Annotated in this window: 23 protein-coding genes; 9 read left to right on the forward strand and 14 right to left on the reverse strand. The window is 44.3% G+C overall.

The annotated features are described in order from the left end of the window. The first annotated feature begins 60 nt into the window (after positions 1-60). Positions 61-924, forward strand: a complete 864-nt coding sequence (gene thrB, locus FC83_RS11855) for a homoserine kinase (protein WP_057002813.1) — start codon at positions 61-63, stop codon at positions 922-924. Between the two features lie 68 nt (positions 925-992). Here thrB and FC83_RS11860 read toward each other — a convergent pair whose 3' ends face one another. From FC83_RS11860 to FC83_RS11870, 3 genes are all read right to left on the reverse strand, one after another. Further along, positions 993-1,511 carry a folate family ECF transporter S component gene (locus tag FC83_RS11860; protein WP_235184289.1) on the reverse strand — a complete coding sequence of 173 codons (519 nt, stop codon included), beginning with the start codon at positions 1,509-1,511 and terminating at the stop codon, positions 993-995. Between the two features lie 172 nt (positions 1,512-1,683). Continuing rightward, positions 1,684-2,799: a DMT family transporter gene (locus FC83_RS11865; protein WP_052004660.1), complete on the reverse strand. Its 1,116-nt coding sequence runs from the start codon at positions 2,797-2,799 to the stop codon at positions 1,684-1,686. A gap of 24 nt (positions 2,800-2,823) precedes the next feature. Then, positions 2,824-3,771 (reverse strand): AEC family transporter, encoded by a 948-nt coding sequence (locus FC83_RS11870; protein WP_035453051.1) that lies wholly within the window; start codon positions 3,769-3,771, stop codon positions 2,824-2,826. Positions 3,772-4,104: 333 nt separating this feature from the next. Between FC83_RS11870 and spxB the strand changes: the two genes are divergently transcribed. Further along, positions 4,105-5,841, forward strand: a complete 1,737-nt coding sequence (gene spxB / locus FC83_RS11875; RefSeq protein WP_035453050.1) for a pyruvate oxidase — start codon at positions 4,105-4,107, stop codon at positions 5,839-5,841. A 103-nt stretch (positions 5,842-5,944) separates the two neighbouring features. Here the strand turns inward: spxB and asd are convergent, their stop codons facing one another. The 6 genes from asd to FC83_RS11905 form a co-directional block, all read right to left on the reverse strand. Beyond that, positions 5,945-7,036 carry an aspartate-semialdehyde dehydrogenase gene (asd, locus tag FC83_RS11880; RefSeq protein ID WP_035453047.1) on the reverse strand — a complete coding sequence of 364 codons (1,092 nt, stop codon included), beginning with the start codon at positions 7,034-7,036 and terminating at the stop codon, positions 5,945-5,947. Positions 7,037-7,156: 120 nt separating this feature from the next. Beyond that, a complete protein-coding gene (locus tag FC83_RS11885) occupies positions 7,157-8,389 on the reverse strand; it encodes an MFS transporter (protein ID WP_035453103.1) in 1,233 nt (410 codons plus the stop codon). 153 nt (positions 8,390-8,542) lie between these two features. Continuing rightward, entirely contained in the window at positions 8,543-9,982 is a 1,440-nt protein-coding gene (locus tag FC83_RS11890; RefSeq protein WP_035453045.1) for an MFS transporter, read from the reverse strand. A 208-nt stretch (positions 9,983-10,190) separates the two neighbouring features. Further along, positions 10,191-10,457: a hypothetical protein gene (locus tag FC83_RS11895; RefSeq protein WP_052004658.1), complete on the reverse strand. Its 267-nt coding sequence runs from the start codon at positions 10,455-10,457 to the stop codon at positions 10,191-10,193. 71 nt (positions 10,458-10,528) lie between these two features. After that, a complete protein-coding gene (locus FC83_RS17330; protein ID WP_035453043.1) occupies positions 10,529-10,738 on the reverse strand; it encodes a hypothetical protein in 210 nt (69 codons plus the stop codon). Between the two features lie 141 nt (positions 10,739-10,879). Continuing rightward, a complete protein-coding gene (locus FC83_RS11905) occupies positions 10,880-11,254 on the reverse strand; it encodes a winged helix-turn-helix transcriptional regulator (protein WP_035453040.1) in 375 nt (124 codons plus the stop codon). Between the two features lie 150 nt (positions 11,255-11,404). Here FC83_RS11905 and FC83_RS11910 point away from each other — a divergent pair, with 150 nt between their 5' ends. Beyond that, positions 11,405-12,592 (forward strand): NADH-dependent flavin oxidoreductase, encoded by a 1,188-nt coding sequence (locus FC83_RS11910; RefSeq protein ID WP_057002814.1) that lies wholly within the window; start codon positions 11,405-11,407, stop codon positions 12,590-12,592. A gap of 46 nt (positions 12,593-12,638) precedes the next feature. On the opposite strand, the gene FC83_RS11915 is transcribed toward FC83_RS11910, so the two are convergent. From FC83_RS11915 to FC83_RS11935, 5 genes are all read right to left on the reverse strand, one after another. Then, on the reverse strand, positions 12,639-13,247 hold the full coding sequence (locus tag FC83_RS11915; RefSeq protein WP_035453038.1) for a response regulator transcription factor: 609 nt from the start codon (positions 13,245-13,247) through the stop codon (positions 12,639-12,641). Beyond that, positions 13,244-14,353, reverse strand: coding sequence for a sensor histidine kinase (locus tag FC83_RS11920; RefSeq protein ID WP_035453036.1), 1,110 nt, complete (start codon positions 14,351-14,353; stop codon positions 13,244-13,246). The genes FC83_RS11915 and FC83_RS11920 overlap by 4 nt, the downstream gene beginning before the upstream one ends. After that, positions 14,346-15,113, reverse strand: coding sequence for an ABC transporter permease (locus FC83_RS11925; protein WP_057002815.1), 768 nt, complete (start codon positions 15,111-15,113; stop codon positions 14,346-14,348). Before FC83_RS11925 ends, FC83_RS11920 begins: the two co-directional genes overlap by 8 nt. 7 nt (positions 15,114-15,120) lie before the next feature. Continuing rightward, a complete protein-coding gene (locus FC83_RS11930) occupies positions 15,121-15,996 on the reverse strand; it encodes an ABC transporter ATP-binding protein (protein WP_035453035.1) in 876 nt (291 codons plus the stop codon). A 203-nt stretch (positions 15,997-16,199) separates the two neighbouring features. Then, a complete protein-coding gene (locus FC83_RS11935; RefSeq protein ID WP_035453033.1) occupies positions 16,200-17,384 on the reverse strand; it encodes an NAD(P)-dependent malic enzyme in 1,185 nt (394 codons plus the stop codon). A 197-nt stretch (positions 17,385-17,581) separates the two neighbouring features. Here FC83_RS11935 and FC83_RS11940 point away from each other — a divergent pair, with 197 nt between their 5' ends. The 6 genes from FC83_RS11940 (at position 17,582) to FC83_RS11965 (ending at position 24,419) form a co-directional block, all read left to right on the forward strand. After that, complete coding sequence (locus FC83_RS11940) at positions 17,582-18,283, forward strand: response regulator transcription factor (protein WP_035453030.1); 702 nt, start codon at positions 17,582-17,584, stop codon at positions 18,281-18,283. Between the two features lie 17 nt (positions 18,284-18,300). After that, the gene (locus FC83_RS11945; RefSeq protein WP_035453029.1) at positions 18,301-19,695 is read left to right on the forward strand and encodes a sensor histidine kinase; all 1,395 of its coding nucleotides are present in this window, start codon (positions 18,301-18,303) and stop codon (positions 19,693-19,695) included. 221 nt (positions 19,696-19,916) lie between these two features. Continuing rightward, positions 19,917-20,567: a VTT domain-containing protein gene (locus tag FC83_RS11950; protein ID WP_035453027.1), complete on the forward strand. Its 651-nt coding sequence runs from the start codon at positions 19,917-19,919 to the stop codon at positions 20,565-20,567. Beyond that, entirely contained in the window at positions 20,564-21,220 is a 657-nt protein-coding gene (locus FC83_RS11955; protein ID WP_035453025.1) for a phosphatase PAP2 family protein, read from the forward strand. Before FC83_RS11950 ends, FC83_RS11955 begins: the two co-directional genes overlap by 4 nt. 140 nt (positions 21,221-21,360) lie before the next feature. Next, positions 21,361-23,325 carry a hypothetical protein gene (locus FC83_RS11960; RefSeq protein WP_057002816.1) on the forward strand — a complete coding sequence of 655 codons (1,965 nt, stop codon included), beginning with the start codon at positions 21,361-21,363 and terminating at the stop codon, positions 23,323-23,325. Positions 23,326-23,432: 107 nt separating this feature from the next. Next, complete coding sequence (locus FC83_RS11965) at positions 23,433-24,419, forward strand: glycosyltransferase family 2 protein (protein WP_057002817.1); 987 nt, start codon at positions 23,433-23,435, stop codon at positions 24,417-24,419. Positions 24,420-24,468 lie beyond the last annotated feature (49 nt).

Below are 24,468 nucleotides of genomic sequence, written 5' to 3' on the forward strand. Positions count from 1 at the left end.
TTATTATAATAATATGAGATACAATGAGAACATATTCATATTTCTGTCACGGAGGTTATTATGAAAATTCAAGTCCCTGCAACAACGGCCAACCTGGGCGCCGGCATCGATTCCTGCGGCCTAGCTTTATCTTTATATATGAGCATTGAAGTTGGTGCTGAAACTGTCGAATGGCTGGTACAGCACAATCTGCAAAAGAGCATCCCCACTGATTATACCAACATTTTAGTCCAAACGATTCGCCAAACTGCCCCGGACGTTTTACCCCATCTTTTGATCGTCCGCTCTGAAATTCCCACGGAACGGGGGTTAGGCAGCAGTGCTGCTGCCGTAGTAGCCGGCGTTGAATTAGCCAATCGCCTAGGCAACTTACATATGACCATGGAGGAAAAAATTGCCGCCGCCGTTGCCATTGAAGGCCATCCTGACAACGTGGCCCCTGCCTTTCGGGGCAACTTCGTCACCGCTGCAGTAGTGGATGGCAATGTGTATTCCGTCCGGCACCGTTTCCCCATGGCGACCATCGTCGCTTATATTCCAGACGTTCGCCTACCTTCTTTTGAAAGCCGTAGCGTGCTGCCAGAAACCATTTCTTACGACCAAGCTATCACTGGCAGTGCCATTTCAAATGTCATGATTGCCGCACTGATCAGTGGTGATTTGCAATTAGCCGGCCCCATGATGGAAGCTGACACCCTCCAAGAAGCCTATCGGGATCAATTTGTCCCAGATTTGGCGGCCAAACGGCGTATCGCCAAGGCCAATGGGGCATACGCCACCTTTATCTCTGGTGCGGGTCCGGCCATCATCAGTGTTTGTCCTGAGGAAAAAGCCGATGCCATCATCCAAGCGCTCAAAGCCCAAAGCCATTCTGGGCAGTTCTTAAAACTTTCCGTGGATCAAGACGGCCTACAAGTATTCTAATACGCGCCAATCAAAAATTCGACCTGTTTTGCGCATTAAAGCGCTCACAAGTCGAATTTTTTTAATTTTTAAATTTGAACCTGCGCCAAACTAGCCAAGCGATCTGTGAAGTACTTCCGGTTTAAGACCCATAAAACCGCCACGTAAATGATCAATGTAACAATTTCTTGCGGCACTCGTTGGGCAAACAAAGCTGGCCAAGACGTGGTGTACATCATATGTAGCCATAAACTATTCAAGAAGAGGTTTAAAATAAAAGTCACGATGGCTGTGGCTGCAGTAATGCGCCACAAGTTTAGTTTGCGGTGTAAAAAGTAGCCAAAGACAAAACCGGATAACCAGGCTGTCACCGCAAAACCTAAGAAGAAGGCAAATTTTGGAAATAATAGCATCCCCAACAAATAAGATAAGCCCGAGATATTGGCCGTGACCCAAGACCCAAATAAATAGGCACAGATTGCCATGGGAATAAACCCAAATGAGATTTTAGTTAGTAAAAACTGAATCGAAAACATGCTCCCCAACACCAGTTGTAAGGCCATTAGGACTGCCATTAATGTTAGTCGTCGTAAATTAAACTGTTTCAATATTCGTATCTCCCATCTTTATAGTTATTTTTGGAACAAAAACTGTTGTTATTCTACCATAACGCTAATCTTATGTCATTAAATTCCCATTTTCCAAAATAAATAACCAGTCACTAAGTCTTTAAAGACTAGTGATTGGCTATAATATAGGCTAATTGTTTCTAATTCAATTTTAATACGGTGTGGAATGAGTTTGCTTTTGAAATTTGCTGTTCTGCAAATTTTGACCTAAGGCCGCTCTTCTGGCTGCCAATTGGGCTAAGATCTGCTTGCGGTGGGCGGCGTCAATAATATCGGCAGCTTCCCCTTCCGTTTCAACGGTTTGCAAGTAACCAGTTGTTGCCATGGCACTCTTTTGCTCGTCGGCACGTTGCCCAAAAAAGCTGACCGCAGAGCCTAGTAAAATCACGACGATCCCCACCCAAGTATTGGCCACGATAGATTCACTGATCAATATGAGGGCTAAAATAGGAGCTAAGGCTGGTTTGATGAAGAATACCAGGGAAGCCGTGGATACATCAGAGCGCTCCATGGCCATGAAGTAAGTGGCAAAGCCGATCCCCGTGACCCCAATGCCAATGAAGAGGATCATTAAGATGGTGCTGGCTGAAATCCCCGCAAAATAAGGAATGGCCACAAAATCCTTGGCTAAACTACTATGACCAAATAACTGGGCCACAATGGGTAAATGGCTGAGCCCCATCAACAGCGCCAATTCTAAACTACCCAAGATAAAGGTAAAACAAGTCATGGTCACCCCATTGAAGTGACGGTTTTTAGAAACTTTCCGAGAGATAATGCTGTAAAAGCCAAAGGTGATGGCCGATAATACCGCTAAGATCATCCCCACCCCATTGCTGAGATGAAAGGGATTGATAATGACTAACAAACCAATGGTGGAAACGATGACAGAGACTAGACTGCTCCGAGATAGTTTTTCATGTAAAATTAAGTAAGAAAATAAAAGGGCAAATACAGGATTAGAGCTAAACAATACCGCCACGATGCTGGCTTTGCCATAGACAACGGCTAATTGGAACAAAGTCATGCTGACAATCACACATAACAAGCCAGTCAAAGCAAAGCTGGCGAAGGCTTTCCTATCAATATGTAAATCATTAGCTTTCATCGACCGTAAGGCTAGGGGCAATAGTACCAGCCCGCCAATCAAGAAGCGGATAAAGTTCAGTTGAATCGGGTTAAAAACACTACCGGCTAATTTTAAAGTAATTTCCATGGAACTAAATAAGAAAGTTGAAATCAAAACGAATAGAAACGTCTTTCGCAAAACAATAGGACCTCTTTTGTTGAATTAGTGAACCATTTGAATCAGTGTCATTAAAATCGGAATCACAGCCATACTGATGACCGTACTTTCCGTCACCATGATCGCCGCATAGTCAGCATCTGCGCCATATAACTTAGCGACAACCGGCGCATTGGTCATTACCGGCATGGCGGACTGCATGATGAAAACTTGTTTCAATAAAACGGGTAAGTGCGTTGGTAAAACCAGACAAGCCATGATGATTGGTGCCAAGATAAACCGGCCCAGTAAAATCCCCAAGGAATCCTTGGAAAAACTGAAATGCCGCAACCCCACCAAGGCGATTTGAATCCCAATGAAGAACATGGACAATGGAATCGTTAGAGCGCCAATATAATAGAAGTCCGACATGATAAACACTGGCAGATGCCAGCCTAACAGCACAAAGATAACCCCTAAAATAAAGCCAAATAATGGCGGTGAGAAAACTTTTTTTACAGCCGTCAAGAAATTAAAGCTGGCTTCTCCAGTCCCGTCCTTTTTGATCAAATAAACCCCTAAGGTCCAAAAGAAAAAGGTATTGGCCATGTAATAAACCAAGACATAAGGTAAACTGGCATTGCCAAACAACGCCTTGTTAACAGGTAAGCCAATAAAAACGGTGTTGGAGTTAAAGAACATTGATTTAAATAGCCCCACACGGCTCTTACGGATTTGAAAGACTTGAACGGCGGCAAAAGATAGGGCAAACAGAATAATCATGGAGATTACCGGAAACCGCAAATCCGGCAACAATGTCTGCAGTTGTTTCTTAGAAAAGTCCCGCATGATCGTATCGATCATGTAACAGGGTAGTGCCACTTGGGTCACTAACCGGGCGATTAGCCGACTGGCTTGATCATCAAACCATCCTGCTCGGGTTAGGACATACCCCACGGCGATCATGACCAAAATGATCAACACGCCGGATAGGCTGCCAAAGAAGACCTCCATATTACACCTCCAAAAAAATATTAATCAATTTCTAATGGTAGCACGTTTTCAGTTGACATAACAGCCAGTTTCTGAAACTTATTGTTTTCATTTGTTTGATGTTATAATTAGATTAGTAAAAAGAAGCCCGTGGGCGTTGTGCTGGCACCATCTGAGGCGGTACAACAATTTTATTAGAAAATTTTATTTTCATAATGAAAATTCCCATTGTTTCACTTTTTTTGAGCTTAATATTTGTTTCCTTTCTATGGAAGCGGTATACTTTTAAATGTAGGCAACTTACTTTTTGTAAGAAAACTATTGAATATTTTTATTTTAAAGGGGGATTTTAGAATGGCAGACACAATTAAATCTGGCATTGCAATGGTCAAAGTATTGGAATCTTGGGGTGTCGATCACCTCTATGGCATTCCGGGGGGTTCTTTTAACTCCACCATGGATGCACTCTTTAACCAACGGGACAGTATTAAATATATTCAAGTCCGACATGAAGAAACCGGCGCCATCGCCGCTGCGGCTGACGCTAAATTAACGGGCAAATTAGGGGTCACCTTTGGCTCTGCTGGTCCCGGGGCCACCCATCTATTTAACGGCTTATACGATGCCAAAATGGATCACGTGCCAGTTTTAGCTTTAATTGGGCAAGTGGCCGCACCTGCTATGAATACTGACTTCTTCCAAGAATTAAATGAAAATCCGATGTTTGCTGATGTGGCTGTTTATAACCGGACTGTTATGACAGCGGCCCAACTACCCCACGTGGTGGATCAAGCTATTCGTCATGCTTATAAAGAAAGTGGCGTCGCTGTGGTCACGATTCCAGTGGATCTAGGTTGGGTGGACATCCCAGACACTTATGAATCTACTGCTGGTAATTACCGCAAACCAAATTATGAACCTGCCGTTGCTGACATTGATGCGGCCATCAAGTTATTAGATGCTGCGAAACGGCCAGTGATGTATGTGGGTCAAGGTATTCGCGGGGCTTCTGATGAAGCCCAAAAAGTCGCTGAATTATACTCCCTGCCAATTGTCTCCACCGTTTTAGCCAAGGGCTTAATTCCAGATGACAATCCGGCCTACATGGGCACAGCGGCCCGGGTCGCCACCAAACCTGGTAATGACATCATGGCTAATGCCGATACCATCTTATTTGTAGGTAGTGACTTCCCATTTGCGGCTTACTTCTTTAACCAAGCGGCTAAGTTCATCCAAGTAGATATTGATAGTTCTAAATTTGGCAAACGCCATCACACCGATGTGTCCATTCTTGGGGATGCCAAGCGCGTCTTAGAATTATTCCTTGAACGGGGCCACAAGAAAGACACCACTGGCTTTTACAAGGCTGCTTTAGATGATCGGGCTAACTGGATGCAATGGGTCAAGAGCTTCTCTGAAGACGACCGCACACCTTTACGGGTTGAACCAGTTTATGAACAAATCAACCGCATCGCTAAACCTGATGCCCTCTTTCCAACTGACGTGGGTAATGTCACCATCGATTCCGTGCGTTTCTTAGACATGACACCAAAACAAGCCTTTACCACTTCTGGTTGGTTTGCCACCATGGGTTACGGCTTACCAGCTGGCTTAGCTGCTAAATTAAGCTTCCCAGATCGCCAAGTTATCACCATCAGTGGTGATGGGGGTTGGGCGATGGCTTCCCAAGATATTATTACCGAAGTCAAATATAACCTGCCAATCGTCAATGTTATCTTGAGTAACGAAAGCTTTGGTTTCATCAAGGCCGAACAAGATGACACTCATCAAAGCCATTACGGTGTTGATATCCAAGGCGGCGATTGGGGTGCTGCTGCCACAGCCTTAGGCGCTAAGGGCTTCACCGTTCGTACTTTAGCTGAATTAAAGGCTGCCTTCAAAGCAGCTGAAAATCCAGATGGCCCAATCGTCATTGACGTGAAGATTGCCGACGAACGGCCAATCCCAGTTGAAAACTTAGTCTTAGATACCGCCACCCACAGTCAAGCCGACGTGGATGCCTTTAATAAGACTTATGAATCCAAAGATCTGGTACCATTTAGAGAATATCTGGAAAAATATAATGCGTAATCGTTAAAAATCACGCATCACACTGAAAAGGTCCCGGTAAGAAATCAAATTTTAGATTTCTCACCGGGACCTTTTTTAATTTTAATTAATAACAGACGATTAATTATTTCTTAGCAATATAATCTTGCGCTTTAAGCAATTCTGCCAGTAAGATTGCCCCACCAGCGGCACCACGGGCCGTGTTGTGCGACAAGCCGATGAATTTCCAATCATAGACGGTATCTTCTCGTAAACGGCCAATAGAAATACCCATGCCGTTTTCAAAGTTAACATCTAATTGAACTTGGGGCCGATCGTCTTCGGTCATATATTGGATGAATTGTTTCGGAGCACTTGGCAAATTCTGTTCTTGGGGAATTCCATGATAGCTTGTCAAAGCATCGATCAATTCTTGCTTAGTTGGGTTTTGTCTGAACTTCACAAATGCAGCAGCTGTATGACCATATAAAATTGGCACCCGTACACACTGGGTAGTAATGACTGGCGTTGTTGCAGGCACAATGGCCTTCTTTTCAGGGTCAATACTGCCCCAGATCCGCAGTGGTTCTTTTTCAGACTTTTCTTCTTCCCCACTGATGTAAGGAATAATATTGCCCTTCATTTCAGGCCAGTCTTCAAATGTCTTCCCAGCCCCAGAGATGGCTTGGTAAGTGGTGGCAACAACTTCATAAGGCTCAAATTGTTGCCAAGCAGATAAGGCCGGCGTATAGCTTTGGATGGAACAGTTTGGCTTAACGGCGATGAAACCCCGTTTAGTCCCTAAACGTTCCCGTTGGTACTTGATGATATCTGTGTGATCGGGATTGATTTCAGGAACAACCATTGGAACATCTGGCGTCCAGCGATGGGCACTGTTGTTAGAAACCACTGGTGTTTCCGTTTGGGCGTATTCTGTTTCAATTTTCTTGATAGCATCTTTGGACATATTGACCGCAGAAAAGACGAAATCCACTTGAGAGGCAACTTTATCAATGTCGTTTACATCTAGAATTGTTAAGTTCTTAACAGCTTCTGGAATTGGTGTATCCATGCGCCAACGGCCGTTGACAGCTTCTTCGTAAGTTTTACCAGCACTATGGGGGCTTGCAGCGACCGTAGTTACTTCAAACCAAGGGTGGTTTTCCAACAACGAAATGTAACGTTGTCCCACCATGCCTGTTGCGCCGATAATACCAACCTTTAATTTCTCATCCATATATAACCGTCCCTCATATTTTGATTAAATAGCAACTAAGCACTATATTAAGATAAAATTAGAAAAAAAACAATGTTCAGACACTTTTTTGTGTCGTAAATTGTTCAAAAAATATTTACATCAGTGTGTCAACCACTTTTTCACCACGAACCGATTGCTGACTAACAGCGGCACAAGTAAAATCAATGCCAACAACCCGCAAGCGGGAAAACCAAACAAACCAGAAGTTAAATCCATGATTCCCCCAACATACAGACTCCCAATAGGTGTCGAGCCTTGATTTAATAAAACATAGACACTCATGATCCGGCCTCTTAAGGCATCAGGTACCGAAAATTGAAAAGAGGCATTGGACTGATTCAAAAAAATCATATTGCAAAACCCAATCACCACCATCAATCCCCAAGCCAGCCCATAACTGTGGACAAAAACCATCGCCATTTGAACGACAATCGTTCCTGCTGTGACCAGCAAGTATAAACTACGGCGCAAACCATAGCGGGCAAGATAACTCATTAGAAAAGCAGCTATCAATGACCCAATCCCCGTAGCTGATAACAAGCTGGCATACCCCTGTGCCCCTTGATGCAAAACTGTCTGGGCATAAATGGGAATAATAACATTGTTGTTGAAATTAAGCGTACAAACAATCAACATCATTTCAGCACTGATCCGAATATTATCATTGTGCCAAACATATGCAAGCCCTTCGTGAATATCTTGCAGGACAGCATGACGCACGCTGGTAGTTGTTTTTTGGATAGTTTGCACATGATAAAGACCCAGAATAACCGCAATGTAACTGCCGGTATCAATCAAAAAACACCAGCCGATCCCTACCTTTACAATTAAAATACCTGCAATAGCCGGACCAACAATTTTAGCCAAATTAAAGATGGACGAATTTAGGGAAATACCATTCATCAAATCTTTTTGACCCACTAGTTCCACTACAAAGGATTGTCGAGTTGGCGTATCAATACTTTGCAATGTGCCATACCCCAAGGCAATCACCAAGACCTGCCAGTATTGAATAACCCCGGAGAATACCAGTATCGTCATGGCCAAGCCCAACAAGAGAAAACCAAATTGAGTGATCAACAAAATAGTCCGCTTGGGATAACGATCAATCAATGTCCCGGCAATTAAAGTCAAACCAAGGATTGGTATAAATTGGCAAGCCGTCACGACCCCTACCAACAAGGCGGATTTAGTCATTTGATAAACCAACCACGTTTGGCTCGTGCGCTGAATCCAGGTTCCTATGACGGAAAGACATTGTCCCAACCAAAAATTACGGAAATTTCTAGAACGTAACGAAGAAAAGGTACTACTGAAAAAATTAAGATGCACAATATAAGACACCAATCTAACCTTTACGGTCAGTAGTTTAATTTATAATGATGAAATAAATTAAAATCATCATCGACCCCAACGGCTTAAATGTCAACATTGGCTCCTAAAATCACACCTTGAGAACTCAGTATTTTTAAGAACAATTGCCAATTAACTTTGAACCGTAGCGCGTTTATCCTGAATGTAGCGGGCAATGCTGATACCATCAGCCAGCAAACAAAAAATCATAGAGACAATATACGCAATTCTAGAACCTGCTAAGAACAAATCTGGTCGCCCGGCGACATAGGTGGTGATCTTATACCCGCCGGCTAAGGTCATCCCCCAAAATAATACCGTCGTTGCAAAGGCTACGCCTAACACCATGCCCAAATTCCGGGCTAAGGCATTGATACTGCCCGCCACCCCTAATTGGGTCTTATCCACACTAGACATTACTAAATCATTATTAGGTGACTGAAACAGCCCTGTACCTAACGCCATGATCACTGTGGCTCCGATGTAATACCATAAAGCCGTGTCCACTTGTAAAAAAGTGAATAATAATTGGGATACCGCAATCAAGGATAAGCCGATAATAGTCACAAATTGGGCATTATAATAATCTGCTAAATACCCGCCAATGGGCCCGGCCACCAACATCACGATGGGGAAAATCGCCAGTAATAACCCGGCCGTCCCGATGGCAAAACCCCGGGCGTTATATAAATAAAAAGGCATCAAAACATTGGGGAAAAAATTGGATAGAAAAATTAACAAGGCAGCAACTATACCATAGGTAAAAGGCTGATTTTTAAATAGTTTAAAATCCACCAAGGGTTGCGCGTGGCGCCGCTCCACGATGATAAAGGTCCCCAATAAAATAAGTGCCGCTAAAAATAGTCCTAACACGCGCAGGTCATTGAAGTGCCATTCTTGGCCTAAAAAGATAGCCATGAACAAAGCCACGATAAACCCGGCAAAACTCAAAAAACCTGGCCAGTCCATAGGTTCAGATTTCGTTTGATCTTGCTTTGGGAAAACAATGAAACTGATCAAGATAGCGATAATGCCCACCGGTACATTGACCCAAAAGATATAGCCCCAAGTCAAGTGGGCTAGGATCAAGCCCCCTAAAGCAGGTCCGGCCACACTGCCCAATGCCACAAAGGTCCCCACAAAGCCCATGGCTCGGCCCCGTTGCTTGAGTTCAAAAGCACTGGTGACGATCCCAAAACTATTGGACAAGGTCATGCTAGCCCCAAAGGCTTGAATAATGCGGGCAAACAACAAGAAACCTAAATTCAGCTCTAAACCAGATAAAAAGGACCCTAAGATGAACACTAAAGTCCCCACCTTAAATACCCTAGTCTTCCCATACATATCCCCTAAACGACCAAAAAATAGCAACAACGCACACATAAAAATCAAATAAATTGATGTGACCCATTCTGCTTGATTCACCGGAATGGCCAGCCCCTTAGAAATCTGGGGCATGGCAATATTCACAATACTGGCATCCAAGTTGGACATGAACGAAAATAACCCAATTGCCACCAAGATCAGCCAATGATATTGCTTTTGCTTATTTGGTGCAGTCTGTGCAGCCATGCGCTTGCCTCCTTAACTTAGTTTCATAATTAGGGTCAGTTTAGCATGATAGGTTTTGGGGTGAAAGCAATACGACTTACTTAAAGTTAATAAAAAATAGCCATCTAGTTGGGGGTTTGGCCCGCATAGATCGCTATTGTGCAAGGTTTTTACGACCACAAAAAAACGCCTAACCTAATTGTTAGACGTTTCAACTCTTAATCTTTGGTTACTTCTTATCTTTATCCTTGGGTGTTGTCGATTTCTTTGACTTACCAGATTTTCGCAAATGCTTGAAATTAACAATTGTGCGGTACTTTAAATCTTCCACAACTGTGCGTTCTGATGGATCAAAATCTTCAATGGTCACCATAGCTGAGTTCGTGTATACCTTAGATACGGTCCCCTTAAAAGAAACCGGCACATCTGTACTCTTGCGGACAGTGATCTTGTCGCCCACGGCAAATTCTGGTTCTTTTTCAGTTTGATTATCCATCTCATTGCCTCCCTTTGCATACTAATCCTATTATAAAGGGAATTAAACCTTAAGTAAACCAAGTACGCGTCCTACTTGTTGGTAGGATGCACGTCAATCTGCACTGGAGAGTCTAAGTCAATAGTTTCAGAATAAGCCCGTAATAGATGAACTTTCATCTGCATCTTGGCTTCTTTCTTTGACATATTGTGACAAATTCTCTTCTCAGCGACAGGTTGGCCCAGATTATTTCTAAATAAACCAACCACTTCATAATCTGTAGCCCTTTGCGCGAACAACATCACTATACCCCCAAACATATTAATATCTTGTCTGATATTTATAACACCTTTTGTCAGCAAAGGCAAGGGGGATTTGAGGAGAAAATTATGAGACTATGGTGAGGCTTTCATGCCGTTCCAAATTGATGAAAATTGGTCTAGTTAAAAGTTTAAATAGCCCTCATGACCTTTACTAATTAAGGCCACATTATCCCCTTGGGCCTGTAAGTGTTGCACGCGCTTTTCGCCCCACTCTGACATGGCCACTAACAAATGACGCAGGGTTTTGCCTTCATTGGATAGGGAATATTCTACCTTGGGTGGCACCTGATTATAAACTTGGCGAATAATAATATTGTCTGCTTCTAGTTCTCGCAGTTGCTGGGTCAGCATCTTTTGGGTAATGGCGGGGATGCGCCGCTTTAATTCCCCAGTCCGTAAGGGGCCTTTGCCCAAATGACATAAAATGATGGGTTTCCACTTACCGCCAATGACATCTAGCGTTGCTTCGACACCGATATGATAGATTTTTTCCAAAACGAAGCGCTCCTCTTCCTTGTTAAAATACATTAGGTACTTTTTAGTAACTATGTTCCCAAAAAGTGCGTACTTGTGGGCAATACCGTAACAGTTATACTAACATATGTTGTCTGATATAACTAGCTATTGCGAAAGGAAGTATGTTTGATGACCCACTATCAATTTCTAGAACCCCTAACGTTTAAAAATGGTTTAATTCTCAAAAATAGAATTGTTATGTCCCCTATGACCACCATGACCAGTTTTTACAATGGCATGGTCACCAGCGATGAAATCCACTATTACCAAACCCGTGCCGCCGGTCCTGGGCTGGTGATCACTGGCGTGGCCAATGTCAGTGCCAGCGGTAAAGGCTTTGAAGGCGAGCTGTCTGTAGCTTCAGATGACATGATCCCTGGCTTGACCCAACTGGCCCAGGCTATTCATCAAAATGGCACCAAAGCCATTCTGCAAATTTTCCACGCGGGTCGCAAAACTAACCAGCAGATTCTTCGCGGTACTCAACCCGTGAGTGCCAGCGCCATTGCTGCCAGCTATCCAGCTGATTCCGAGACCCCTAGAGCCCTAAGTGTTGAAGAGATTCAAAGTATAATTGCCGACTTTGCTGCGGCTACGCAACGGGCAATTACCGCTGGCTTTGACGGCGTTGAACTCCATGGCGCCAATACTTACCTGCTCCAACAATTCTTTTCGGAAAATTCAAATCAACGGACGGATGCCTGGGGTGGTAGCTTTGAAAAGCGGCTGCACTTCCCCCTGGCTGTGATTAACGCCGTTCACCAGGCCATTGAAAACGCCACATCACGCCCTTTTGCCTTAGGTTATCGCATCTCCCCAGAAGAGATCGAAACACCTGGGATTCGCCTAGCGGATTCATTGGCCTTCGTGGATCAAATCAAAACTAAAGTCGATTATATCCATCTGTCCATGGGCAGTTATCAACGAACTTCTTTAAATGATCAAACCAACAACCAGACCCTTCTGTCCCAATTTGCCGCTCATACAAAGGGTGTCGTCCCTTTAATTGGTATTGGCGCCGTCACCACGCCAACTGATGCCCAGGCCGTCTTAGCAGATGGGGCTGAGCTAGTAGCGCTGGGGCGGGAATTATTAAGAGAACCCCAATGGGTGCAAAAAGTAACAGCCGGTGATTTAGGTGCCATCAGAACCCAAATGAGTCCCTTAGACATGGACGAGTTAGCTATTCCCAGCGTCATGCAAACATACCTGCGAACCAGCTTTTATCAAGTTATGAATTTCACTGATGATTCCACTAACCAAGTCAATTACCAAAACACCTTAGCCCCGATGGAGGGCTTTGAAAAGAAACTTTGAGCCATTGAAAAAAGCCTAGATTGCCAAAAATTGGTCTAGGCTTTTTTCAACGCATCCACTTATTTTTTTTCGCCACTTGAATAGCTTCCAGGCGATTGTGAACGCCCAATTTACTAAAAATGGCTGATAAATAATTCCGCACGGTGCCTTCAGATAAAAATAAAGTTGCCGCAATTTGTTTGGTGGGCAAGCCGCTGTCCGCTTCGGCTAATACCGCCATTTCTCGGTCGGTCAAAGGGTTATGCTCGGCGGATACCATATTCACCACTAACTCCGGGGCATAAACAGTTTTGCCGGTCATGACTTGGCGGATAACCGCAATCAAATCATCACTGGGGCTATCTTTTAACAAATAACCAGCCACTTTCGCGGCCACCGCTTGCTGAAAATAGGTACTTTGGGCAAAGGTGGTTAAAATGATCACCTTGGTCTTCAAAGCGCTAGCTTGAATTTGGCTGGCCACTTCCAGGCCGGTCATTTGCGGCATTTCAATATCTAAAATGGCCACATCCGGTTGTAGTTTTTGAATCTGGGTCCAAGCCGTGGCACCGTCTTCAGCACTGCCTAGGACCTGTAAATCATCTTCTAAATTTAGAATTTGTGTTAAAGCTGAATTTAACATGCTTTGGTCTTCAGCTAAATATAAACTGATCACGAATTTACCTCCTTTGGAATGGTCAAGGTCACCAAGGTACCTTGGCGGTTATGACTGATATCAAAATTACCTTTGACTTCCGCCAAGCGGGCCTGCATCCCCTTGATGCCGTTGGAGCCCGCTCGCACAAAATTGGTGGCCTGGCCGTCATCTAATATCTGGACTTCATAATGGGTTGACGTTTCTGAAAAATCAATTTGAGCCTGGTGAGCTTTGGCATGGCGAATGATATTGGTGATAGCCTCAGTCAATACCGCCCCAAAGCGATTTTGCACAGCCGTGGGCCAATTACTGGCGGCTTCTTCCCCCTGAGTCAACAGAATCACTTTGGCTTGGGCTAAGTTTTGGGCTTGGGTCAATAGGACTTCCCCAATGGATTCTTCATGCAAACCATTGACAATGGTTCGAACTAATTGCAAATTCTCCCGGCTGGTCTGGGCAATATCTTGCAATTCTCCACTGACCTTATCTGGGGCCTTTTGTAATAACTTCTGGGCCAGTTCGGCTTTTAAAGTGATCATGGAAAAACTCTGTCCCAAGGTGTCATGCAAGTCCCGGGCAATCCGCTCCCGTTCCCCTCGGCGGACCAAGTTCTCCAGACGGCGGTTGGTTTGTTGGAGTTGTCGCCGCTGGACGATAGAACGGGCGAACCAATAACTTACTAAAGGTGATACCAGTGGGAAAAACAAGCCCACCATACCGATTTGAAAATGTGCAAAATCTTGGGGTGCCACAAATCCCAATTGAATCAAAGCTATGGCAACAAGGGCATAGTACGTGCCCACAAACCAATGGAAATATTTTCTCGGGTAACTGGCAATGATAAAGGAAATCTGCCAACCGGGAAAAATAATCATATAAAAATTAAACGTAAAAATCGCAAAGGCCCCGGTCAATAACAACTCCAAGGGAATCGTCAGCCGCCGTGCGCTAGGAACTTCTGAAACTAACACGTAAAGTACCAAAAAAACCCCACAAAGTATTAGCCACAAGATATCGGCGTTACTTTTCACCGGTAAATACAACATAATCGAAAACGGCAAATAGAGCAACCAGACATAGCTGGCCCATTGCAAATTGTGCAGCCATCCAAAGCGTTTACCCATGATCTAACACAACACCTTTTCTTGCCGTGCGTTTGGCCATCAGAATAACTAAAGCTACCCCTAAACCTAACCAAGCCAAAACGCCGCCAACATTCATTAAATCAACTTTACCATTGGTCAATACATGACTCAAGCTGTTGTTGGCAAAATACGTGGGTGTGAGCTTGCCAATGGTCTGCAGCCAATTGGGCAACATATTGATGGGCCACCAAAGGCCGCTGACCACCGCCATGGGAAAGGTCACCAAATTGCTGACCACGCTGAGGGTCTCTTGCCGCTTGATAAAAGACATAGCGGTGCCGATGAGCAATAACGGAATTTGGCATAAGATCACCAGACCAAAGATATTCAGCCACTGGTTGGCACTGAGGCTCACCTGATTTAAAAACACGGCCAGCGCCCCTAAAACTACCACTGCCCCCAAGTTGATTCCCAGGATGCAAATAAAGACCGAGATATAATAAGGCAACGTGCCTTTGGGGGCCAAACTCAAGAATACCAATAACCCTTGATCCCGATCCCGCTTTAAAATTGAGGCAATCCCGAAAATGGCACTGATCAAGATGCTATAAACAATCATACTGCCCATATAGGTCTTGGCAAATTGCTGCTGCTGGGTACTGGATCCGGTAACCATCATCACTTTGGTGAATAGGACGTAAAAACCTGCGGGCATGAGAATAGAAAAGAAGAAGAACGATAAATTTCGGAAAATGAGACGCTTGCCATCAAAGCGCAGTTGATTCAGTATAGTTTTCATATTAAGCCTACTTTCCAGTCATCTGAATGAAGATGTCTTCTAGGGATTTGCGGGTAACACTGATTTGATGCAGTTGATCTAGTAAAGGAACTAGGGCCTTTAAGGTCAAGTCACCGTCCGTACTATGGATTTTTAGTAACAGACCAGTTTGTTGGACATTGGTGACGGCAGGCAGGCCCTTAAAAATCGCAGGCTGCAGTTCGGTTCGACATGAAATGACGGTCTCCAGGTGCTGGGCTTGCAGTTCATCTAGGGTGCCTTGAAAAGTGAAACGGCCATCCTGTAGGATCAAAAGTCGATCAGCAATTTGTTGAATTTCTTCTAAATAATGGCTGGTAATGATCATGGTTTTCCCTTGTTGGCGTAAGGTTTCAATATGCTGCCAAAAATCTTGGCGCGCTTTAGCATCCATCCCCGCGGTGGGTTCATCTAAAAATAACAAATCCGGGTTACCAACTAACGCCATGCCAAAGGTGACCCGCCGCAATTGGCCCCCGGATAAACTGGTTATGCGCTGATTGCCTTGGGCTTGTAAGCCAATCTCCGTTAATATTGCCTGGGGATCTAAAGCCTTAGGATATTGTGCGGCGGCTTCTTGGAGCATTTCTAAAACTGTAATCCCACTGAGACGCATATCCCCTTGTAACATGGAACCAAGGTGGGCTTTGTTAAAAGCTGTACCGGGTTTTTGATCTAGCACCGTAGCTGCCCCGTGGGCCGGTAAGAGACCCAGTAAAATATTTAAGAGAGTGGACTTACCCGCCCCATTTTCACCGATGAGGCCGATGATCTCGCCCTTTTCAACCGTGAAGTCGATATCTTTTAAGACCTGTTTACTACCGTAATTAAATTTTAAATGGGTCGCTTGAATGACTGTCATTATTTAACACCTCTCTGTAGCTTTATGATGACTTTATCTTAACTTAAATTCTGCCCAAGCAGTAGTTGGCTTTGTCACCAAATAGCTGTGACATTTGTCATGTTGGTCAATTAACCGTAAAAAAAGCGCGTCCAGATAATCTTTTATTATCTGAATTCGCTTTCATTTTAAAGCCTAATTATTGCTTGATTGGTAAGTATATCCCCTTAGTTGCGGATCACACTAGCTTTGGCATGGACCGCATCCTCAACAGCCTGAGCTACCACTTTCGCCACACCGGGTTGGAAGGCATCCGGCATGATATTGGTAGGCGTCAACTCATTATCCGGGATCAAACTAGCAATCCCAGCAGCGGCTGCCAGTTGCATTGCAATGGTGATATCAGTGGCTTGAGCATCCAGTGCCCCTCTGAAGATACCAGGAAAGGCCAGCACATTGTTGATTTGATTAGGAAAGTCACTACGACCAGTAGCGGCAATATAAGCCCCAGCGGCCAGAGCTTCATCAGGATAAATTTCTGGCACGGGGTTAGCCATGGCAAAAATCACTGGCTTAGCCGCCATCGTTTTGATCCAGGCTGGTTTTAAGACCCCTGGTGCCGAAACGCCGATGAAAATATCTGCATCGACTAACGCGTCTTCTAGCGTGCCGGCTAGTTTTTCTCGATTGGTCACTTTAGCAATGGCCGCATGATGGGCCGGGAGCTTGGCGGCGTCATTTTCATTGAGAATGCCCACTTTATCCACAATCACAATATTTTTGGCCCCAGCGGCTAAAAACTTCTTAGCGACCGAAAGCCCTGCAGAGCCGCCACCATTGATCACGATTCGAACAGATGCCAAGGTCTTGTCAATGAGTTTCAAGCTATTCAAGACCGCTGCTAAAACCACAATTGCGGTCCCATGTTGGTCATCGTGAAAGATGGGAATGTCACATTCTTCAATCAAGCGGCGTTCAATTTCAAAACACCGCGGGGCACTGATATCTTCTAAATTGATGCCCCCAAATGTTGGGGCAATGGCCTTCACGGTTTGAATAATAGTCTCCGTGTCTTGGGTATCTAACACAATCGGGATAGCATCCACATTGGCAAAGCGTTTGAACAAAGCGGCTTTGCCTTCCATAACCGGCATAGCTGCTTCGGGGCCAATGTTCCCCAAACCTAAAACCGCCGAACCATCACTGACCACCGCCACGGTGTTTTTCTTGATGGTTAGGGTTCTTGCCAGCTTGGGATCAGCAGCGATAGCTGAAGAAACAGCCGCGACACCTGGTGTATAAGCCACACTCAAATCGTGTTTATTATTCACTTCAATTGTTGGTTCAACAGCTAGTTTCCCCCCATGAATTTTCGCTTGTTCTAATGCAAGTATTTTAACATCTTGATGCATTTTGTGAGCCTCCTTAGCTAAATGACTTTAAACATTAACGTCATAATTATGATTTGAACAACCACTATGATTGCGCTACCTAAAATGCTACCATAAATGCACTAAGTAAAGTAATTATAATGGCTAATTTTCTCGGCAACTACTATCCGCAAGACACATAACGACTGTTACACCAAAATGAAAGGACGCTGGATTTTTTGAAAACAACTTTGTTACTCGTAGAAGACGAACCGGGTCTAGCCGATTCACTCAAAACCGAATTTGAATTGGAGGACATGCAGGTCATCTGGGCCAAGGACGGCTTAGAGGCTTTGGCTAAATTCAAAGCCAATCAAAATCAAATTCAACTAATCATTTTGGACTGGATGTTACCTAAATTGGATGGTTTTGGCGTTTTACGGCGTATTCGCAGAACCAGCCAAGTGCCGATAATCATGCTGACTGCTCGCGACTACATCGGTGATAAAGTAGCCGGCCTCAGTGGTGGGGCTGATGACTACATCACTAAACCCTTTGAAATGGAAGAGCTCTTGGTCCGGATCGAAGTTGCCCTGCGGCACAGCCAGCAAAATACCGCCTTTAACACGGGTTATCACATTGATGACCTCAGTGTGGACACCGATACCAAGCGTGTCCAACGCCATGGCCTGATTATTCCTTTGACCCAGCGGGAATATGAATTACTCCTAGTTTTATTAGCCCACCAGGACCAGCCTTGCCCTAGAGATGACCTGTTGGATGCCGTTTGGGGCATTGATTTTGATGGCCAACCTAATATTTTGGATGTTTATGTTCGCAATCTTCGGGCTAAAATTGATGCCAACTCAAGCGAAAAAAAGTTGATCCATACCATTCGTGGCATTGGCTATATGATTTCTGACAATGTCGCAGCCTTATAAATCAGGTGATTTTATTGATGAAAATGAAAAATCAATCCAGTGCCGCCATCATGTTGCGCCATTTAATGGCCATGGTCGTCTTCATTACCCTATCCCTAGGTATGTTAATTGTGATTGCGGTTGGCCATCAGTTGCTAGAAGAGGTCACTATCACTTCCGCCCATACAATGACTAGTTTAAAAAAAACCGATATCGATAGCGATAATGATTGGGATACTTGGCGTAAAAATAGCACTTTAGATACCAGCTCCAGTTATATTTCGATTTACAATATGCGAGCCGATGCCAAAGTGAAACACTATTATTCCCCCAACACGGTTAAACTTCTGGCCAGCAAGCCAGTGGCCGTGCCGCTCATTCGAAATTTATATTATCGTCCCGACAAAGGCTTATTTTTTCACCAAATGGTTCACGCTCGGGGTATTAAATATGAACTTTGGCAAAGTGTCCAAAATCAAATGGCAATTTTAGGCCGCGTCCTGACGGTGACAATTTTGTTGCTGATTTTAACCTTGTTCGTAAGTCCCTTTTATATCCGTCGACTCACCCACAAGTTGACAGATTCTCTGCGCACCCTCTCCCAAAGTACTCAAACCATTATCACCGCCGATCAGCCGGATACTGATGCCACACAATTGCCCGTCCCTAAATACCCCACGGAGGTTACTGACTTAGCCACCAGCTTCAATGCCCTGCTTGCCCAATTGCACCAACGGCAGGAACAACAGAAAAGTTTTGTGATGAATGCTGCCCATGAATTACGCACGCCCATTGCAACCATCAGAAGTCATGCCCAACTGATTGAACGCCACGCCGCAGAACATCCTGAAATTGTTCCCAAATCCGTCACTTACATTATTGACGAATCCCGCCAAATGCAACAACTCATTGATGAGTTGTTACAACTTTCCCATGCGGATCAATTACCCCTGCAAACACAGCGCTTTAATTTAAGTACCACCTTAGACGATCTGCTCCAACAATTGAATCCCACCATTGTTCAAACCATCACCAGCGCTATCGCACCGGCTATCTTCATTGATGGCAATGCGGCAGCCCTGGTCCAGATCGTCGACAATTTAATCACCAATGCTGCGAAATACTCGCCTGAAAATAGCACCATTCACGTTACTTTGAAACAAGCTGGGCCTGATCAAGTTAGCCTAGCCGTCGCCGATCAAGGCCGTGGCATTGATTCCAAAGACAGAGCTCATATTTTCGAACGTTTTTACCGCAGTGCCGATGTGCGAGGTGCGGTGCCAGGCACCGGGTTAGGCCTAGCCATTGCCGACCAGCTGGCTAAAATGAGCCATGGCCATTTTGAAATCACCGCCAATCACCCCCAGGGGACAATCATCCAGCTTATACTCACCCTGCAGCAACCCACTACAACAGCGCAAAAGACTGATTAATTCTTTTGCGCTGTTTTTTGTGGCAATTTATAAGGTATTCTGAAAAAAACTCAGAATAATTGACCGCTGTAGCAAGCTTTTAAAGCCATCACAACTTGAAAATTTAATTTAGCTTTAGTTTGACTAGCTAGGTGCAGCCACTTTTTTCAACTATGCTAAGGCCATGATACAGTTTGCATGCTGCGACTGTATCCATTCAAATTATGCAGGGGGCTTGGCCTATGTCACTTTCAATACTCTTATCCTTCATTCCAAATATCAATCAGATACTACCACAGTTGATCGGTCAGTATGGCAATTTAATTTACATCGGCTTATTTTTGTTGATTTTTATCGAAACTGGCCTAGTTGTGGTCCCCTTTCTTCCCGGAGATTCACTGCTGTTCTTATGCGGTTCCTTAGCCGCACTTTCAAAACAGTCTTTAAATATTTGGCTCTTGCTCTTGTTATTAACCCTAGCGGCAGTTGGGGGCGATTCCGTCAATTTCGAAATTGGTAAACATCTCGGCCATTATTTGACCACAACTTCGAAATTAAATCGCTTCATCAAACCACAATATCTAAAACGTTCCCAAACCTTCTTCAACCAACATGGTAAACTGGCCATTTTTTTAGGCCGTTTTATCCCGATCATTCGGACCTTCATCCCCTTTACAGCCGGCATCGGGCAAATGAACTATCGCGATTTCATTATCTATAACATCAGTGGCGGCTTCAGTTGGGTCGCCTTAGCGCTTGGTTCGGGTTATTTCTTTGGCAATATCGCCTTTATCAAAGTACATTTCGAGCTCATCTTAATTGCCATCGTCATCATTTCACTGCTACCAGTGATCGTCATGACCCTCCGTAAAAAAGGGGGTGCCATTCAATGACACTTAAACGACGCTATTTTATTGGTCATGCATTACTGCTCCTCTTCTTGTTTCTTGCTATCAATGTGATGTTGCAAACCCGCTGGTTGACAGTTATGGACAGCTATCTTCAAGCACTATTGGCCACAACAACGGCCTTAAACATAACGATTTTTAAGGTGATTGCCTTTTTAGGCAGCCCGGCCACGGTTTTCGTTTTAACAGCAATACTTTGTGGCTATTTATGGGTTTATCGAAGTCCCGCCTACAGCTTGTGGGTGGGCACCATTCAATTGGCGGGTGCTGGCATCGTTGAGATTATTAAATACATCGTGCAACGGCCCCGGCCAATCCATCAAGTCGTGCCAGACACTGGTTTTAGTTTCCCCAGTGGCCACACATTTTGTACCACAATTTTCGTTTGCACCTTATTGCTGGTGGTTTTACCACTGATCAAGGATCAAGAGAAAAAATTAGCTGCTATCTTAATTGGTATCGTCTGGTTATTAATGGTCGCTGCTTCACGAATCGTTTTGCGAGACCACTTTCCATCAGATGTCATGGGTAGTCTGCTCTTGGCGGGGGCTTTTTGGCTACTCTTTACACCGCAAGAAGCATTCGTGATTCAAATCATAAATCGGCTATTGTTCAAACAACATCCCTCAAAATCCTAGTTATTTCACCTTGCCAGTAAATAATAATAGCTTTTGTAAAACCTATGTAAAAAAACGTCCCTTGCAGATTATCACAAGTTGCTTCAAGATAGTTATTAGAACGTCAGTCGCAGGACTCAAAGTTGGGTGTGATCTAAAAAATGTCTAAAGTTCGTAAACCGATGCTGTTGCCTATTTTGTTGGCAATTGGCTTGATTCTTGGTATCCTCAGCAAGCTCATCAACTTCAATACTAGTCTTGACAGTACTGCTATTCTCTTAATAAGTGGTAGTATCATGCTGACTTGGTACTTACTGGCACCGTGTATCAATCGCCTAACTCGCCAGCAGATCAAATGGCTACTAGTGCTTGTTTTAGGCTTGATGTTAGTCTTGCAAATTCTTATACTCACATTTCTGCCAGATACCATCTTCCATGATCCTTATCGTGTTTTGTCCCAGGCTGACAAAATGGCAGCAGGCAAACTCAGTTGGCGAACAACCTATTTCTGGCGTTATCCCAATAATGTCCCCATCACTTACTTACTAGCTTTATGGCTGCGTTTAGCACGATGGTTGACGTTAAACACCAATGTCGCCTTAGCTATCTTAAATATCTTGCTATTAGATACTTTCATCTGTCTGGTGCTTTATACGCTTTATCAGACCCATCAAGGAAATACAACTTTACTGGGTACCCTTGCTTTTTTGACCATGACCCCTTTTGCCTACACCTATTATCTGCAAGTATTTTATTCCGATTTACCTTCCATGCTCGTCTTACTGGTAATTTTACGAACCTTATTGTTTTGGCCTCGGCGTTCTAAACGTCAACGCTTTGGCAGTGGCGTGCTGCTTTGTACCGCCGTCTTATTAGGCCAATTGCTCAAGCCGAATCTGATTGTACTCCTACCTGCCCTGGTCATTTTATTGGGACTGATTTTCGGTAAGAAATTGTGGCATCATTTCAAATTACTAACGCCGATATTATTGATTGTCTTGGGATTTGCCCTAAGCCTCCCGGCCAAGCAGCTAATCTATACGGCTAGTAATTTCCAACCCAATGCGACCTTTGAATTGCCGGTCACCTCCTGGCTGTTGGTTGGCACCAATACAACCACGACAGGCACTTATTCCACCTCAGATGTTGAACATGCGGTTAAACTCCCCAATAAACAAGCCCGTCAGCAATACGATTTACAAGCCATCCCCAAACGTCTTCAAGAACTTGGCCCAATTGGACTATTAAAACTATGGACCTTGAAGTTAGGTGTTTTCTTCAACGTCACTGACATTCAAGATTGGTATAATGGTGGCTATCGCGCTGCACCTGCCTGGTATCAAAACCATGCGCAATTCCTGGATGCTTTGATAGCCCGCACTTATCAAGTTGCCACGCTGATACTTTTGTTAACTGCTAGCTGGCGCTTATGGACATGGCGACCCAATTTAAAGCACACCCGGGATGTGGTGACGTTGTTAGCGGTCCTTACGACGTTAGGCTATCTGGCCTTTCATGTTCTTTTTTGGGAAGTTGAAGCTCGCTATGGTCAATTGATCTTACCGCTACTTTTTTTTCAAATTGCAACCTTGCCGAAACCGCACCGGCAAGCCTTGCCGCTCAGACGCTTATTACCGCTCATGCTGCTTTTAGTCACCGGCGCGGGTTTAATAGGTTGGTCCAAGTGGTTAGCTGATACTGATCCGAAAACCCAAGTGGTCGCGGCCCAACGCAGTCAACTTTCTGCCCAATACCATGCCAAGCCCACTCTGATGGCTGCTGGCAGCACCATCACCCAACAAGTTGTGTTAAACGTCAATGCCACTTACTTTTCTGTGCAGATTCATCAAAATTCTAAGGTCTTAGTGCAACTGACCAATCTCAAAACACAGCAAACTTATGATTTAAAACAGCATAGCGATGTTTATCGTCTCTCCCATGCGCTAAATGCGGGCAAATATCGTATTACCATCACAAATAATGGCAATACGGGCCAGCAAGTTGATATAATAAATACCTATCATTACCAACTAGCCGATTACCCGCTAATCGTTCATAATCAAAAGCGGTTTACAAGTTCGTTAGTTTACACTGCCCTTGCGCAACAAAATGTGGTCCCATTTTAAGTGCTGGTCTACAATAAAATCAGTCTGTACGTTACAATTAAATCAGCAACTATTTTATAACTTTGAACTTATATTTTTATGAAAATCAAGTAAACGGGGTCTTATTTATGAACAAAGAACTCATCTCAATCGTCTTGCCAGTCTATAATGAAACAGCGGGGATTCAAAAAACAATTGATGTGCTGCTTGATTACTGTCAAAATCGGCCTGAGCATTATGAATTGATTTTTGTTAACGACGGCTCAACCGATCAAACAGAAACAATCCTCAAAGAAAACGCGCTGGCTCATCCCAGTGTGAGATTAGTATCTTTTTCCAGAAACTTCGGCCAGCAGTTAGCCATTTCTGCTGGGCTTCACTATGCCCAGGGTACGGCAGTGGTGGTCATGGATGCAGATTTGCAAGACCCACCTAGCATCATTGCCACCATGATCGACAAGTGGCACCAAGGCTATGACGTGGTTGCCGGACAACGTCAGCAGCGAGAAGGCGAAACCTTTTTCAAGAAGGCTTCGGCTAGTTTGTTCTACCGCTTGCTACGACAAATCACTAGCGTCCATATGCCCTTAGATACCGGGGACTTTCGCTTAATGGACCGCCGGGTGGTGACGGTTTTAAATCAAATGCCTGAGACCGATCCCTTTTTGCGGGGGATGGTGAGCTGGCTGGGCTTTAAGCAGACCACGGTACATTATGTTCGCCAAGAACGCGCCTCCGGTGAAACCAAATATACCCTGCGGAAGATGTTGAAGTTAGCCACGGATGGCTTAGTGTCATTTTCAATGGTGCCCTTAAAGCTGGCCCAGTGGCTAGGGGGGCTCTTGTTGTTAGGGGCCTTGGCCAGTCTGATTGTGGGCGTGGTGAACGGCTTTACCCTGGGGGTAGAAATTGCGTTATTCAGCCTGATGATTGGCGGCTTCATCTTGATCACCTTGGGTATTTTAGGCAATTACGTTGGTCGTATCTTCATGCAATCCCGGGGACGGCCCTTATATGTGGTTTCAGAAACTTATGGTTTTGATGAACAAATAACGCCCCAACACCAGGTAAGTCACACCTCACCTTATGTCCTTAAAAAAACTGCCGGAAAATAGCTCCAGCAGTTTTTTTGTGTTATATATTAGCGCTTAGTTTTATTTAAAT

Origin of the sequence: Agrilactobacillus composti DSM 18527 = JCM 14202 (genome assembly GCF_001436375.1) — a bacterium.
Classification (GTDB): domain Bacteria; phylum Bacillota; class Bacilli; order Lactobacillales; family Lactobacillaceae; genus Agrilactobacillus; species Agrilactobacillus composti.